Below are 14,015 nucleotides of genomic sequence, written 5' to 3'. Positions count from 1 at the left end.
CGGCCGTCCCCTAGCGGGACGGCTGCACGTCGACGTCGGCGGCCCGCACGAACGCCACGCGGTGACCGTACTGGATCTCGTAGTAGAGGTCCTTGCCGACCACGACCTTGTGGGAGTCCGTGGTGAAGGTGACCGCGTAGTAGTACTCGCCGGGCACCGTGTCACCGACCACGTACTTCTGGTTCTCCAGCACCTTGTACGGCAACGGCGACACCGCCTGCGCGGGCACCCCCGTCGGATAGGCGGAGGCCTCGGGGTAGGCGCGCCCGTACACCGGGATCTCCTGCAGACCGGCCTTGGGCGTGATGACCCGGCCGGACGCGGACACCGCCGTCGGGTCCTTCGCCGGGTTCTTGAACCAGGCCTTCTGACCCAGGTACCAGATCGCCGTCCAGTCCCCGTCGCGGTCGGCGACCGCGTACTGCTGGCCGGTGGAGACCCGCGAGGAGATGTCGTTCACTCCGGTCGTCGGTGCGGTGCCCCGACCGATGTCCTTGATCAGCGGGTAGGTCTCGCCGGGGCCGGAGTACAGGCGCACCTCGCTCGACCCGTGCGCCGCGCACGGCACGTCCTTGGTGACGCAGCCGGTGTACTCGGGCTGGTTCGTCGCGTAGTCGGGACGGATCGTCACCACCCCGGAGTTCTTCTTCGCGGTGGCCTTGAAAGGGTGGCCGAGCAGCGCGAAGTAGTGCCGCCAGTCCCAGTACGGGCCGGGGTCGGTGTGCATACCGGGGACGGTCGACGTGGTCGGGCCAGGCACGTTGTCGTGGCCGAGGATGTGCTGCCGGTCCAGCGGGATGCCGTACTTCTTCGCCAGGTACTTCACCAGCCGCGCCGACGAGCGGTACATCGCCTCCGTGTACCAGGCGTCCGGGTTCGCGAGGAAGCCCTCGTGCTCCAGACCGATCGACTTGGCGTTGATGTACCAGTTGCCCGCGTGCCAGGCCACGTCCTTGGCCTTCACATGCTGGGCGATATGGCCGTCGGTGGAGCGCAGGGTGTAGTTCCACGACACGTAGGTGGGGTCCTGGACCAGGTTGAGGACGCCGTCCCAGGCGCCCTCCGTGTCGTGGACGACGATGTACTTGATGCTCTGCGCGGCCGGGCGGTCGCCCAGGTCGTGGTTGCCGTAGTCGTTGTCGCCGAACTCCTCGTACGGCGCCGGGATCCACTCGCAGGACACCGACTTCGGGCACTCGGTGTCACTGGTGTCGAGCGTGCGCAGACCGGTCTCGGCGAGCTGCGCGGTGGCGGGGGCCAGGCCGGGCTGCGGCGCGAGGGCGACCTGCTGGCCGGCGTCCGTGGTGCGCTCCTCGCCGGTGCGGATCACGTCGTACACGTCGTCGGCGTACGCCGACGCCGTCGCGGTGTCGTCCGCGCCGGAGAAGCGGGCCACCGCCGCGTACCAGTCCGCCGGGTCGGCGCTGAGCGGCTCGCCCAGGTCCTTCTGGGCGTCGGCCAGCAGCGCGGCACCGCCGGCGATGTTCGCCGCCGGGTCGGTGCGCAGCTCCCGCGCGCTCAGGCCGGTCAGTTCCGCCGCCTTCGGCAGCGTCTTCAGCCGGGCCGGGAGCTCGGCGGGCGTCGGCACCTCGGCGGTGGGGAGGAGCGGTGTGCGGGCGCTGTCGCCGCGCGCGTCCTCCGTGCCCTCGCTGTGATGGGCGGCGGCACCGGCCAGGGCGGTGCGGGCGTCCGTGAGATGCATGGGGCCGTAGCCGCCGGTCACGCTCGGCGCCCCGGCGTGGGCGTCCCAACGGGACTGGAGGTAGGAGACACCGAGCAGGACGCTCTGCGGCACGTGATACTCGGCGGCCGCCGAGGCGAAGGCCAGCTGGAGGCTGTTCGCCGACGTCCGCGCGCCGGACGGGGCCGCGCCGAGGAGCGGAAGCAGCAGAGCCGCCGTCGCGATGACGGTGCGCGTACGTCTGTGCCCGGAGGCACGGTGGGCAGGGACTCGCAAAGCAGCCTCCTGGGACGGTCGGGCGCGATGGGCCGTGCGGGGCCGGGCGTGCGTCAGTGGTACCGGCTTGCCGACGATCCGTCAATCATGCCCAGGGAAGGGCGAATTCCCTCGTCAACCAGGGGATGCAGGAGTTTCGTGGCGGCGGCCCGCGTGCCTGCGGGGCGTCAGTGGCGTACACCAATGGACCGGCTCGCCAGGGAAGAGCGAGCGGACATACGAAGGTCCGCGGTGCGCCGCTGTCCCTGGCGCACCGCGGACCCTCGTCCCCGTCAGCGAGTGCCGACCGCCGCGCGTACGGCCCGGCGGGCCAGCTGGCAGTCGTCGTGCAGCCGCCTCAGCAGCAGCCGCTGTTCCTCGCCGGACGGCGCAGCACCCGGGTGGGCCGCTCCCGGTGCCGCCGGGGTCGTGTCGTGCATCGAACGCTGCACGGCCGTCTCGTACGTACGGATCTCACGGGTCAGTACGAGCATCAGGTTGACCAGGAACGCGTCGCGCGAGGCCGGACCGGCCGACTGCGCGATCTGGCTGATCTGACGCCGGGCCACCGGCGCGTCCCCGAGCACCGACCACAGCGTCGCCAGGTCGTACCCCGGCAGGTACCAGCCCGCGTGCTCCCAGTCCACCAGCACTGGACCGGCCGGTGAGAGCAGGATGTTCGAGAGCAGGGCGTCGCCGTGGCAGAACTGGCCCATGCCCTGCCGGCCCGCCGAGAGCGCGATGCCGTGCAGCAGCTTCTGCAGGTCGCCCATGTCCCGGTCGGTCAGCAGGCCCAGCTCGTGGTAGCGGTTGATCCGGGCCGCGTAGTCCAGCGGGGCGTCGAAGGTGCCCGCCGGGGGCCGCCAGGCGTTGAGCCGGCAGATCGCGCCGAGCGCCGCCCTGATGTCCGTCCGCGGCGGCGCCTCCGCCGGGTGCCGGTGCAGGGCCGCCACCCGGCCGGGCATCCGCTCGATCACAAGGGTGCAGTTGTCCGGGTCCGCCGCGATCAGCCGGGGCACCCGCACGGGCGGGCGCTGCCGGACGAACGAGCGGTATGCCGCTATCTCGTGGCGGATCCGCTCGGCCCACACCGGGGAGTGGTCCAGTAAACACTTCGCGACGGCCGTGCTGCGCCCGGTCGTCCCCACCAGGAGGACGGAGCGTCCGCTGCGGCGCAGCACCTGCACCGGAGCGAACTCCGGGCAGATCCGGTGCACCGACGCGATCGCCGTACGCAACTGCGCGCCCTGAGGGCCGGACAAGTCGAGTCTCCCGCTGAGCGGTTGGGTACCGATCCCCGGAACACGCCGCGTCCTGCCGGCACCGAGTACGGGGGCCGCCGGGCGGGCGGGATCGAGGTAGGGGCCGCTGCCCGCCGGGCGGGGGTGCAGCGACCGGGGCGGGGCGGACACGGAGGACGATGCTGTGTACATGGGCGAAACAGATCCCTTCGTGTGCCAGCAGTGCAGGTATGTCTGCGCAAATGGGGTACGTCTGCGCAATCGCGCCGCCGGCCCGGCCGCCCGGGTGCACCCTGGGGAATGCACCCGTCATATGTAGGAGACCGGGTCGGGGTGGCGCGTTCCTACCTGACACCCGATGCCCACTGGCACACCATCTGGCGCACCCTGGCGAACCCTGGCGAATAGTCGCCCGGCAACTCTCCCCGGGCTACTGTCAACTCAGCCGAGAACCTGGGGGCTTGACGTGAGCGGACAACCCAACACCCGACTTTCGGACCTGTTCGGCCTGGCCGGCTGGTCCAAGGGTGAACTCGCGAGGCTGGTCAACCGGCAGGCGGCGGCCATGGGCCACCCCCAGCTGTCGACCGACACCTCACGGGTGCGGCGGTGGATCGACATGGGAGAGATCCCGCGCGATCCGGTGCCCCGGGTGCTGGCTGCCCTGTTCACCGAGCGTCTCGGCCGTGTCGTGACCATCGAGGACCTCGGTCTGGTCCGGCACGGGCGTACGGGGAAACGGCAGGGCGACGGGAGCGCTGAACATCCCGACGGCATGCCGTGGGCGCCCGACCGAACCGCTGCGGTCCTCACCGAATTCACGGGAATGGACCTCATGCTCAACCGACGCGGCTTGGTGGGTGCGGGTGCCGCGCTCACCGCGGGATCCGTACTCAGCAGTGCCATGCACGACTGGCTGCACACCGACCCGGCCCTCACCGCCGATGCCCCCCAGTTCGACGACCCCCTGCACGCCGACCCCGCTGGGTTCGACCGCTACGAGGCCGCCCCCATCGGGTCGCAGGAGATCGAGGAACTGGAGCGCTCGGTCGAGGTGTTCCGGGCGTGGGACGCGGCCCGCGGCGGCGGGCTGCAGCGCAAGGCGGTCGTAGGCCAACTCAACGAGGTGGGCGGCATGCTCGCCTACCGACACCCCGACCATCTCCAGCGGCGCCTGTGGGGCGTCGCCGCCAACCTCGCCGTCCTCGCGGGCTGGATGTCGCACGACGTCGGCCTGGAGCCCACGGCCCAGAAGTACTTCGTCATCGCCGCCCATGCGGCCCGTGAGGGCGGTGACCGGCCGCGCGCCGGGGAGGCGCTCTCCCGGGCGGCTCGCCAGATGGTGCACCTCGGCCGGCCCGACGACGCGCTCGACCTGATGAAGCTCGCCCAGTCCGGCTCCGGCGACGAGGTGCTGCCGCGGACCATGGCGATGCTCTACACCGTGGAGGCCTGGGCACAGGCGTCCATGGGCAAGGGACAGGCGATGCGCCGCACCCTCGGCCAGGCGGAGGACCTCTTCGTCTCCGACCGCAGCGATGTGCCGCCGCCGAGCTGGATGCAGATGTTCAAGGAGGAGGACCTGTACGGCATGCAGGCCCTGGCCTACCGCACCTTGGCGGAGCACGAGCCCGGCGCGGCCGTGCACGCCCAGCACTACGCGGAGAAGGCCCTGGCCCTGCGGGTCGACGGACGGCAGCGGTCGAAGATCTTCGACTTCCTGTCGATGGCCTCCGCCTGCTTCATCGCCGACGATCCGGAACAGGGCGGCACCTACGCCCGGCTGGCCCTGGTGTCGATGGGGTCCAACTCCTCGCACCGCACCTGGGACCGGCTGCGTCAGATGTACCGGCTCACCGCCGAGTACTCCAGCTACCCGAAGATCCACGAGCTGAGGGAGGAGATCAAGCTGGCCCTGCCGAAGCAGGTGAAGGGTGGCAACAGCGCACGGGCATAGGGGGTTTGTGCGCTGAGACAGATTCGCTGAGAGAGATTCGCTGAGACAGATTCTGAGCTGGTTGGTGAGCTGACCGGACTCTCAGCTGGTGAGCTTGGCGATGAGCACGCAGGCGTCGTCCGCGCGCTCCGTCCCGCCGAACTCCTCCACGACCAGCCGTACGCAGTCCTGTGCGGTGCCGGCCTCGTCGAAGCGCGGTGCCAGGTCGAGGAGTCGGTTCACGGCCGCCGTGCTGTCCTCCTGCCCGGGCATCAGTCCGTCGGTGTGCAGGACCAGCAGGTCGCCGGCTTCGAGGGGCTCTTCGGCCTGTTCGTAGACGGCGCCGGGGGTCGCGCCGAGCAGGACGCCGTCCGGTGCGCTCAGCCTGCGCCCCGTCCCGTCGCGGAACAGCAGCGGGGCGGGGTGTCCGGCTTGCGCCCAGGTGAGGGTGCGGGTCTCGGGCCGGTAGCGGCAGCAGACCGTGCTGCCCAGGGCCGGTTGGACGGTGGCGTCGAGTAACTGGTTGAGCCAGGACAGCAGTTGGCCCGGTCCGGTGCCCGCCATGGCCATACCGCGTACGGCGCCGAGCAGGGTCGCCATGCCCGACGTCGCGGCCACGCCGTGTCCGGTGAGGTCGCCGACGCTCAGCAGCATGTCGCCGTCGGCGAGTTGGAGGGCGTCGTACCAGTTGCCGCCGATGAGCGCGCTCGTCGACGACGGCAGATAGTGCGCCGCGAGATCGAGGGTCTCCGGTCCCTGCTGCGGGAGCCGCAGGGAACCGCGCCACGGCGGCAGCACGGCCTCCTGCAGCTCGACCGCGAGCCGGTGCTCCGTCTGCGCGCGGTGCCGGTGGCGCTGGAGCGAGTCACGGGTCTCGCTCACCACCCTCTGACTGCGGCGCAGTTCGCTGACGTCCCGCAGCACGGCCCACATCGAGGCGGTGCTGCCGTCAGTGTCGAGCACGGGCTCGCCCATCATGTGCACCGTGCGCACGGAACCGTCCGTGTGCAGCATCCGGAACTCGCCGTCGATGGGCCGCGCGTCGACGAGACAGTCCGTGACCATCGAGGTCAGCTTCGGCCGGTCCTCGTCGAGGACGAGGGAGGGCAGTTCGTCGAGCGTGAGCGGGGGAGTGGCCGGGTCGCGGCCCAGGATCTGGTACAGCTCACCGGACCAACTCGCCTCGTCCGTCAGCAGGTTCCACTCCGCGCTGCCCACCCGGCTGAGCAGGGAGCCGCGCCGGGGAGCGGTCGGCGCGGACTGCTCGGCGGGTGCGGGACCGGCGGGCGCGGGCACCGACGGGCCGTCCCGCAACTGGGCCAAGTGGGCGTCCAGGTCGTTGAGTTGGTGCAGCGCCAGGTCGCAGAGCGCGCGCTGCCAGCGTCCCTGCGGGTCCGATCCGTCCTCCTGCGCGTCCCGTCGTACGGCGTCCACGTCGCCCTTGAGTCGTCGCGCCTGCGATATCAGCGCGTCGACCGAGCCGCGCCCGGGTGGCTGGGCGGCTGGGTGGTCCGCGGAGAGGTGGGACGGCATGACGCACTCCGATGCGGGACGGTACGACCAAAGCGGGCGGAGGGACCGTTACGACTGTTGCACAGCCCGCGACGCCCTGTAAGGGATTTGGCAACACACGATACGGTGGTGCTTCTGGCATATGCCACAGTCTTCACGGAGGGGTTTCGCCGTGCTGTTGCCGTACGCCGCCTGGTGGGGCAAGTCGTAGTCAGCGTACGTGAGTTGACGGAGCGTCGGGGGTATGGGGCGCGGATTCATTTGTGTGTTCGACGGCTGGATGTTCTAAGGGACTCAAGGGGTCAGGGCAGGGCCGTGTGAGGTGCCGGCGTGGGAACCGTTCGAGAGTGACGCAGGTCACAGAAATTGATGAGGGCTTCCGCGTAATGCAGACGGCCCCTGCGAGGTCGTAAAGACATCGGCGATACGGCCGACCTCCGACCCGTAGTGGAGACCGACCATGGACCTCACCATCGAGCAGCCCGCCCAGGGCCGTCTGGTCACGGCCGACGAGCAGGAGCTGCCCGTCGCCGCGACCTTCCGCTACACCGCCGCCGACCCGCTCGCGGTGCACATCGACTTCCCGCCCGAGATCTGCCTCGACGGCGACGTGGTCACCTGGACCTTCGGGCGCACTCTGCTGGAGGCGGGTCTGCGCGGTCCGGCGGGCGGCGGGGACGTCCACCTGTGGCCGTACGGCCGCGCCCGTACGGTCGTGGAACTGCACTCGCCGTACGGGCTGGCGCTGCTCCAGTTCGACACGTCCGCGCTGCGCCGCTTCCTGCTGCGCACGTACGCGGTCGTGGCGGCCGGGCAGGAGGACGTCGCAGCGGAGGTCGAGCGGGGGCTGAGCGCGCTGTTCGGGAGCGTCTGAGCGGATTCTTGTCGCCACCCCTGTCAGGGGCGCCGGTCGTCCACCGCCATGGCTCTGGCCAGGGTCCAGACGGCGACGATGTCGAGCGTCATCACGCTGATCGACCACAGCGGATAGAACGGGATGAACATGAACTGCGTGATCAGGCTGATCGCGCCCAGTGCGGCGCCGGCCCCCGTGCCCCAGCTCTTGCCGAGGAGCACCCCCAGGCCGGCGGCGACGAGTCCGATGCCGACGACGATGTGGATCCAGCCCCAGGCCGTCAGGCTGAACTCGTAGGTGTAGTCGGGCGAGCTGAAGATGGTGTCGCGGGTGACGCCGACGACACCGAGGAGGATGCTGAGCGTCCCGCTCAGCTCCAGCGCCCAGCCGGCGAAGAGGGTGAGGCCGCCGCCCAGGTGTCGTGCGCTGTATTCGGGGCGTCGGACCCCGCTGGATGTCTGCGCCATTTCAGGGCCTTTCCGTGCGGTGTGGTCATCCCCGAGAGCGGCGTCAGTACCGCAGCACCCCGGCGATTCCCCGGGCGTCGCCCAGCGTGCCGTCCGGGACGAAGCGCACGTCGGCGCCCGTCTCCAGGCACTGCTCGACGATCTCGTCCACGATGTCCTCGCGGGCGTCGAGGTCGTCGCTCGCGGCCGGGACCAGGTGGTCGCCGCCGTCGTCACGCACGGTGATCCGGTAGTTCTCCTCGACGGCGAGCAGCCTGACCCGGCCCTCCCGGGCGTTCTGCCAGACCTCGTCGACGCCGGCCGCGAAGGCCCGCCGGCCGCGTGCCGTCTCCAGTTCGTGGGCCACGGCTGCGGTGTTCTTGCGGTTCTCGGCCTCGTGCAGCGGCCGTACCGCCTGCCAGACGGCGTCCGGCGTGCCGTGGGCCAGGCCGCCGTGCGGGACGTGCACGGCCTCCTTCGTGACGCTGCCGACCTCGTCCAGGACGGACAGCGCGGCCTGCTCGCCGGTGACGTAGAGCGGGCGTGGCTGGTCCCTGAGGATCTTGGCCATCGCGGTGTCGGCGTCACGCAGGAAGTGGCGGGTGCTCTCGTCCCGGAACGTGCTCGGCAGGTCGCCGATGCGTTCCTGGCGTTCGGCGTCGAAGTTCTCGCGGTGGTCCCTGGTGAGCGGGAAGCCCGCCAGGTGCTCCTCGACGACACGGTCCGTGCCGCCGTTCCAGAGCGTGGCGCGGTCGGGGGCGACCGAGAGGACCCAGAAGGGGCGCTCGGAGGCCTGCGCGGAGACGAGGTTGCGGGTCAGGAAGGTGTCCGACAGCACGACGCGTTCGGGCACCGGGCGGGCGAGCGACCACACCTGGTGCTCACCCGGCGCGGCGAAGATCACCAGACCGTCCTCGGCGTGGGCCAGGTCGACCTCGGTGAGGGCCTGGTCGAGCTGGCGGGCGACGTCGATGCGCCGCTCCCTGGGAACGGCCGGATCGGCCTCCAGCTGCTTCTTGGCCTCGGCCACGACGTTGCGCAGCCGGACCGGGTCCTGGGTGTTCTCGGGTTCCCGGCGATGGGTCGGAGTCAGCACGGAGACCGCCGGATAGGGGCGCGGGCGCCGCAGCTCGGAGAGGGTCGTGGGACTGAGTGCGTGCTCCATACCAGCACGATAGGACTGATTGCCGGATAGGGCATTAGGAGCAACCAAGTCAGGCAATCAGGACGTTTCGCTGTTAGCGTCGCTGAGTCTTCTCATGACGGACGGACAGGTCTCCGATGAGTCAGGCCGACACCAAGACCGAGGCGCCCCCCGCCGCGAAACTGTCCCTGCCGACGCTCACCACCATGGTGGTCGGCTCGATGGTCGGCGCGGGTGTGTTCTCCCTGCCGCGCCGGTTCGCGCAGGAGACCGGGGTGGCGGGCGCCCTGATCGCCTGGGCCGTGGCCGGCACCGGCATGCTGATGCTCGCCTTCGTCTTCCAGACGCTCGCGGTGCGCCGTCCTGATCTGGACGCGGGCGTGTACGCGTACGCCAAGGCCGGTTTCGGTGAATACCTGGGTTTCTTCTCGGCGTTCGGCTACTGGGCGAGCGCCTGCGTCGGCAACGTGACGTACTGGGTGCTGATCATGTCGACCATCGGCGCGATCGCCCCCGCGCTCGGCGACGGCGACACCGTCCTCGCGGTGGTGCTCTCCTCGGTCGGTCTCTGGCTGTTCTTCGCCCTGATCAGCCGGGGAGTGAAGGAGGCGGCGGCGATCAACCGGATCGTCACGGTCGCCAAGGTCGTGCCGATCATCGTCTTCGTCATCCTGGCGCTCTTCTATCTCAAACCGAGCGTCTTCGCCGACAACTTCGGCGGCGCCGACTACGCCGGATCGCTGTTCAACCAGGTCAAGGGCACCATGCTGGCCACGGTGTTCGTGTTCCTCGGGGTCGAGGGCGCGAGCGTCTACTCCCGGCACGCGCGGCGCCGTGAGGACGTCGGCCGGGCCACGGTCCTCGGTTTCTTGAGCGTCTTCGCGATCTTCGCGTCGGTGACGATCGTGTCGTACGGCATCATGCCGATGGCGGAGATCGCCGAGCTGCGCCAGCCCTCCATGGCCGAGGTGCTGGAGCACGCGGTCGGCACGTGGGGCAAGGTCTTCGTGAGCGTCGGCCTGATCGTCTCCGTGCTCGGCGCCTATCTGGCCTGGACGTTGATGGCGGCGGAAGTGCTGTACGTGGCCGCCAAGGACGACGACATGCCGCGCTTCCTCAAGCGCGCCACCGCCGCCGACGTGCCCGTGCCGGCGCTCGTGATGTCCACGGTGCTCAGTCAGATCGTCCTCGTCGTCACCCTGTTCTCCGACGACGCCTTCAACTTCGCCCTCGACCTGACCAGCGCCCTGACGCTGATCCCGTTCCTGCTGGCCGCGGCCTTCGCGGTGAAGATCGGCCGGCGCGGGCCGCGGGGCCGGTTGGCGATCGCCGTCGTCGCCACCGTCTACACCGCGTTCCTCATCTACGCGGCGGGCCTGAAGTTCGTCCTCGTCTCCTTCATCATCTACGCCCCCGCCACCGTGCTGTTCGTGATGGCACGCAAGGAACAGGGCCGACGGCCGTTCTCCCCACGTGAGTTGGTGATCCTCGCGGTGTCGGTGGCCGGCGCGGCCCTCGGCGTCGTGGCCCTGGCGGTGGGCTGGATCAGCCTGTGAAGACCCGGAAGGTGCACCCCGTGACCAGTAGTCAAGACACCCGTCCCGCGTACGGCGTCCACTCCGAGGTCGGCAGACTGCGCAAGGTGCTGGTCTGCGCCCCCGGGCTCGCCCATCGCAGGCTCACCCCCACCAACTCCGACGACCTGCTCTTCGACGACGTCATGTGGGTGGAGAACGCCCAGCGCGACCACGCCGACTTCGTCAACAAGCTGCGCGAACGCGACGTCGAGGTCGTCGAGTTGCACGACCTGCTCGCCCAGACCATGGCGGTGCCCGGCGCCCGGGACTGGCTCCTGGACCGGAAGATCGTCGCCAACGAGGTCGGCCTCGGCCTCGTCGAGCAGACCCGCGCGTACCTGGAGACCCTCGAACCCGAACGCCTCGCGAAATACCTGATCGGCGGCCTGGCCACCACCGATCTGCCCGAGGACTTCCGCTCCGGCTACCTCGACCTCGCCCGTGAATCCACCGGCGTACGCGAGTACTTGATGCCGCCGCTGCCCAACACCCTCTACACCCGCGACACCACCTGCTGGCTCTACGGCGGCCTCACCCTCAACCCGCTGTACTGGCCCGCCCGGCACGACGAGACGCTGCTGATGAAGGCCGTCTACAGCTTCCACCCCGACTACGTGGGCTCCACAGTCTGGTGGGGCGACCCCGAACTCGACTGGGGGCAGGCCACGTTCGAGGGCGGCGACATCATGCCCGTCGGCAACGGTGTCGTCCTGATGGGCATGAGCGAGCGGACCTCACGCCAGGCCATCACCCAGGTGGCCGCCGCGCTGTTCCAGAACGGCGCGGCCGAGCACGTCATCGTCGCCGGCATGCCGAAACTGCGCTCCGCGATGCATCTCGACACCGTCTTCACCTTCGCCGACCGCGACCTGGTCACCCTCTACCCGACCATCATGGACGGCGTCCACACCTTCTCCCTGCGCCCCGGCGACAAAGCGCCCGGCGTCGAACTGACCGACGAGGGCTCGACCCCGTTCGTCGACGTCGTCGCCAAGGCGCTCGGACTGCCCGGGCTGCGAGTCGTGGAGACCGGCGGGGACGTGTACGCCTCCGAACGCCAGCAGTGGGACAGCGGCAACAACGCGGTCGCCCTGGAGCCCGGCGTGGTGTTCACCTACGACCGCAACACCCAGACCAACACCCTGCTGCGCAAGGCCGGCATCGAGGTCATCACCATTGTCGGCGCCGAGCTGGGCCGCGGCCGGGGCGGCGGCCACTGCATGACCTGCCCGATCGTGCGGGATCCCGTCGAGTTCTGAACCAGCCCTTTGCGCCCGGTCCTTCGAGCACGGCGATGTTCCCCTGGGCCACCGCGCACAGGCTCTCCGCGCCGGTGTCGTCGACCGTGACGACGTCGCAGCGGGTCACCACCCGGGTGCGGCCGGCCCGCACCACCCGGCGGGCCGGGCCTGATCACGTCAAGGTTCACCGTCGAGTACCTGCGCCCGGCGACCGGCACGATCCTGCGCGCGCACGGTCGCTCACCGCGCACATCACTTCATCGGTGAAGTGGGAGTGGCGCCGGCCGGTGTCCTCTGTCAACATCGGCCAGCGCGACGAGCCTCGGCAGACCCAGCAGCAGCTCGCCCGCACGCTCGGGCTGCGCGAGTCGGCGTCACCGCGCTCGTCGCCCGGCTCACCGCGGCGGGGCTCGTCGCGAAGTCGCCGCACCCGCGTGAACACCGGGCCGTGGTCCTGGAGTTGACCGAGGGGGGGCGAGCGGGCGCTGACCGCCGCGCAGGCGCTGCGGCGGTTGGCGTACTGGGAGGGGTGACCCTCAGGCGAAGGCGTCGAGGACGCTCAGCTGAACGAGTCCGGGTCCGCCGCCCGCCAGTCGGCCTCCCAGGAAGCGGGCGGCTGCTGGAGCAGCTCGCCGGGGGCGAGCCACTCGTACAGGTCGGCGTACGGCGTGACCGTCGTCGGATCGAGGCGCCGCACCAGCATCCCGGTGGTCAGCTCCGCGGGGTCGCTCACCCCCATGGCCGCCATGATCTGCATCGCGCTCTTGACCGTCGCGCGCTGGAACCGGTGCACGCGCGCCGACTTGTCGGCCACGTCCAGCGCGCGGACCCGGCGCGGGTCCTGGGTCGTGACGCCGACGGGGCAGGTGTTGGTGTGGCAGCGCTGGGCCTGGACGCAGCCGACCGCGAACATCATGGCCCGGGCCGCGTTGGTGTAGTCGGCGCCCTGGATCAGCCGCTTGACGATGTCCGAGCCCGTGGCCACCTTGCCGCTCGCGCCGATCCGGACACGGTCCTTGAGCCCGGTGCCGACGAGGGCGTTGCGCACCGTGATCAGCCCCTCCGTGAGCGGCATCCCGAGATGGTCGGCGAACTCCAGCGGCGCGGCACCCGTCCCGCCCTCGGCACCGTCCACCACGATGAAGTCGGGCGTCACCCCTTCCGCGAGCATCGCCTTGCACACGGCCAGGAACTGCCGCCGCGACCCCACGCACAGCTTGAACCCGGTCGGCTTGCCGCCCGTGAACTCCCGCATCAGGGCGAGGAACTTGACCAGTTCGCGCGGAGTGCCGAACACCTGGTGGTACGGCGGTGACACCACCGTCCGGCCCTCCGGCACGTCCCGGGCCCGCGCGATCTCGGCGTTCACCTTGGCGCCGGGCAGGACACCGCCGATCCCCGGCTTGGCGCCCTGAGAGAGCTTCAGGGACACGCACTTCACCTCGGGCAGCGTGGCCTTGTCCGCGAACTCCCGGCTGTCGAAGCGCCCTTCGGGGGTGCGGCAGCCGAAGTAGCCGGTCCCGATCTCCCAGATGAGGTCGCCGCCGCCCCGCAGGTGGTACTCGGACAGGCCGTCCTCGCCGGTGTCGTGCGCGAAACCCCCGAGCGCGGCACCCCGGTTGAGAGCGAGGATCGCGCGCGAGGACAGGGAGCCGAAGCTCATCGCGGACACGTTCAGCAGGGCCATGTCGTACGGCACCGTGCAGTCCGGACCGCCGACCCGCACGGTCGGCACCTCCTGCGGCACCTCGACCGGCCGTATCGACGGCACCAGGAACTCGTACCCGTCGCCGTACACGTCCCGCTCCGTGCCGAACGGCTCCTCGGCGTCGACGCCCTTGGCACGCTCGTACACGATGCTGCGCACATCACGGTCGAAGGGGCGGCCGTCGTAGTTCCGCTCGACGAAGTACTGCTGCATCTCCGGCCGCAGCCGTTCCAGCAGGAAGCGAAGATGCCCGAGCAGGGGGTAGTTGCGCAGCACCGAGTGACGGGTCTGGGTCAGGTCCCAGGCGCCGAGCCCGGTGAGGGCGAGCAGCGGCCCCGCCGCGCACCACCACCAGGGAGAGACGGCGACGGACAGGAGCAGCGCCCCGGCAGCGGCCAGGGTGACGAACACGAGCAAC

The 14,015-nt window shown here is 70.5% G+C and carries 10 protein-coding genes and 1 pseudogene; 4 read left to right on the top strand and 7 right to left on the bottom strand.

Annotated features, from left to right (window positions below):
* Window positions 1-10: 10 nt before the first annotated feature.
* Together CRP56_RS03775 and CRP56_RS03770 are read right to left on the bottom strand one after the other, a co-directional pair.
* Complete coding sequence (locus CRP56_RS03775; protein ID WP_097260166.1) at window positions 11-1,957, bottom strand: N-acetylmuramoyl-L-alanine amidase; 1,947 nt, start codon at window positions 1,955-1,957, stop codon at window positions 11-13.
* A 272-nt stretch (window positions 1,958-2,229) separates the two neighbouring features.
* Complete coding sequence (locus CRP56_RS03770; protein ID WP_097260164.1) at window positions 2,230-3,369, bottom strand: aminoglycoside phosphotransferase family protein; 1,140 nt, start codon at window positions 3,367-3,369, stop codon at window positions 2,230-2,232.
* A 274-nt stretch (window positions 3,370-3,643) separates the two neighbouring features.
* Here CRP56_RS03770 and CRP56_RS03765 point away from each other — a divergent pair, with 274 nt between their 5' ends.
* Entirely contained in the window at window positions 3,644-5,134 is a 1,491-nt protein-coding gene (locus CRP56_RS03765) for a DNA-binding protein NsdB (protein ID WP_097260162.1), read from the top strand.
* Between the two features lie 81 nt (window positions 5,135-5,215).
* On the opposite strand, the gene CRP56_RS03760 is transcribed toward CRP56_RS03765, so the two are convergent.
* Window positions 5,216-6,646 carry a PP2C family protein-serine/threonine phosphatase gene (locus tag CRP56_RS03760; protein WP_097260160.1) on the bottom strand — a complete coding sequence of 477 codons (1,431 nt, stop codon included), beginning with the start codon at window positions 6,644-6,646 and terminating at the stop codon, window positions 5,216-5,218.
* Window positions 6,647-7,085: 439 nt separating this feature from the next.
* Between CRP56_RS03760 and CRP56_RS03755 the strand changes: the two genes are divergently transcribed.
* A complete protein-coding gene (locus tag CRP56_RS03755; RefSeq protein WP_097260158.1) occupies window positions 7,086-7,499 on the top strand; it encodes an SsgA family sporulation/cell division regulator in 414 nt (137 codons plus the stop codon).
* A 23-nt stretch (window positions 7,500-7,522) separates the two neighbouring features.
* Here CRP56_RS03755 and CRP56_RS03750 read toward each other — a convergent pair whose 3' ends face one another.
* Window positions 7,523-7,948, bottom strand: coding sequence for a DUF7144 family membrane protein (locus CRP56_RS03750; RefSeq protein ID WP_244362525.1), 426 nt, complete (start codon window positions 7,946-7,948; stop codon window positions 7,523-7,525).
* 43 nt (window positions 7,949-7,991) lie between these two features.
* Window positions 7,992-9,092 carry a baeRF3 domain-containing protein gene (locus tag CRP56_RS03745; RefSeq protein WP_097260155.1) on the bottom strand — a complete coding sequence of 367 codons (1,101 nt, stop codon included), beginning with the start codon at window positions 9,090-9,092 and terminating at the stop codon, window positions 7,992-7,994.
* 116 nt (window positions 9,093-9,208) lie between these two features.
* Here CRP56_RS03745 and CRP56_RS03740 point away from each other — a divergent pair, with 116 nt between their 5' ends.
* Together CRP56_RS03740 and CRP56_RS03735 are read left to right on the top strand one after the other, a co-directional pair.
* Window positions 9,209-10,627, top strand: a complete 1,419-nt coding sequence (locus tag CRP56_RS03740) for a basic amino acid/polyamine antiporter (RefSeq protein ID WP_097260153.1) — start codon at window positions 9,209-9,211, stop codon at window positions 10,625-10,627.
* Between the two features lie 20 nt (window positions 10,628-10,647).
* Window positions 10,648-11,907, top strand: a complete 1,260-nt coding sequence (locus CRP56_RS03735; protein WP_097273689.1) for an arginine deiminase — start codon at window positions 10,648-10,650, stop codon at window positions 11,905-11,907.
* 28 nt (window positions 11,908-11,935) lie between these two features.
* Here CRP56_RS03735 and CRP56_RS48235 read toward each other — a convergent pair.
* A pseudogene (locus CRP56_RS48235) lies at window positions 11,936-12,043 on the bottom strand (thioesterase); the annotation flags it as partial.
* Window positions 12,044-12,448: 405 nt separating this feature from the next.
* The gene (locus CRP56_RS03720) at window positions 12,449-14,008 is read right to left on the bottom strand and encodes an FMN-binding glutamate synthase family protein (RefSeq protein ID WP_373559747.1); all 1,560 of its coding nucleotides are present in this window, start codon (window positions 14,006-14,008) and stop codon (window positions 12,449-12,451) included.
* Between the last annotated feature and the right edge of the window lie 7 nt (window positions 14,009-14,015).

It is taken from the genome of Streptomyces sp. TLI_55 (genome assembly GCF_900206255.1).
Taxonomy (GTDB): domain Bacteria; phylum Actinomycetota; class Actinomycetes; order Streptomycetales; family Streptomycetaceae; genus Streptomyces; species Streptomyces aquilus.
This window is presented reverse-complemented; position numbering and strand designations above follow the sequence as displayed.

Excerpts from the sequence above, each read along its gene's own strand:
- CRP56_RS03760 (WP_097260160.1), bottom strand. The coding sequence starts at position 6,646 with ATGCCGTCCCACCTCTCCGCGGACCACCCAGCCGCCCAGCCACCCGGG.
- CRP56_RS03740 (WP_097260153.1), top strand. The coding sequence starts at position 9,209 with ATGAGTCAGGCCGACACCAAGACCGAGGCGCCCCCCGCCGCGAAACTG.
- CRP56_RS03745 (WP_097260155.1), bottom strand. The coding sequence starts at position 9,092 with ATGGAGCACGCACTCAGTCCCACGACCCTCTCCGAGCTGCGGCGCCCG.
- CRP56_RS03770 (WP_097260164.1), bottom strand. The coding sequence starts at position 3,369 with ATGTACACAGCATCGTCCTCCGTGTCCGCCCCGCCCCGGTCGCTGCAC.
- CRP56_RS03750 (WP_244362525.1), bottom strand. The coding sequence starts at position 7,948 with ATGGCGCAGACATCCAGCGGGGTCCGACGCCCCGAATACAGCGCACGA.
- CRP56_RS03755 (WP_097260158.1), top strand. The coding sequence starts at position 7,086 with ATGGACCTCACCATCGAGCAGCCCGCCCAGGGCCGTCTGGTCACGGCC.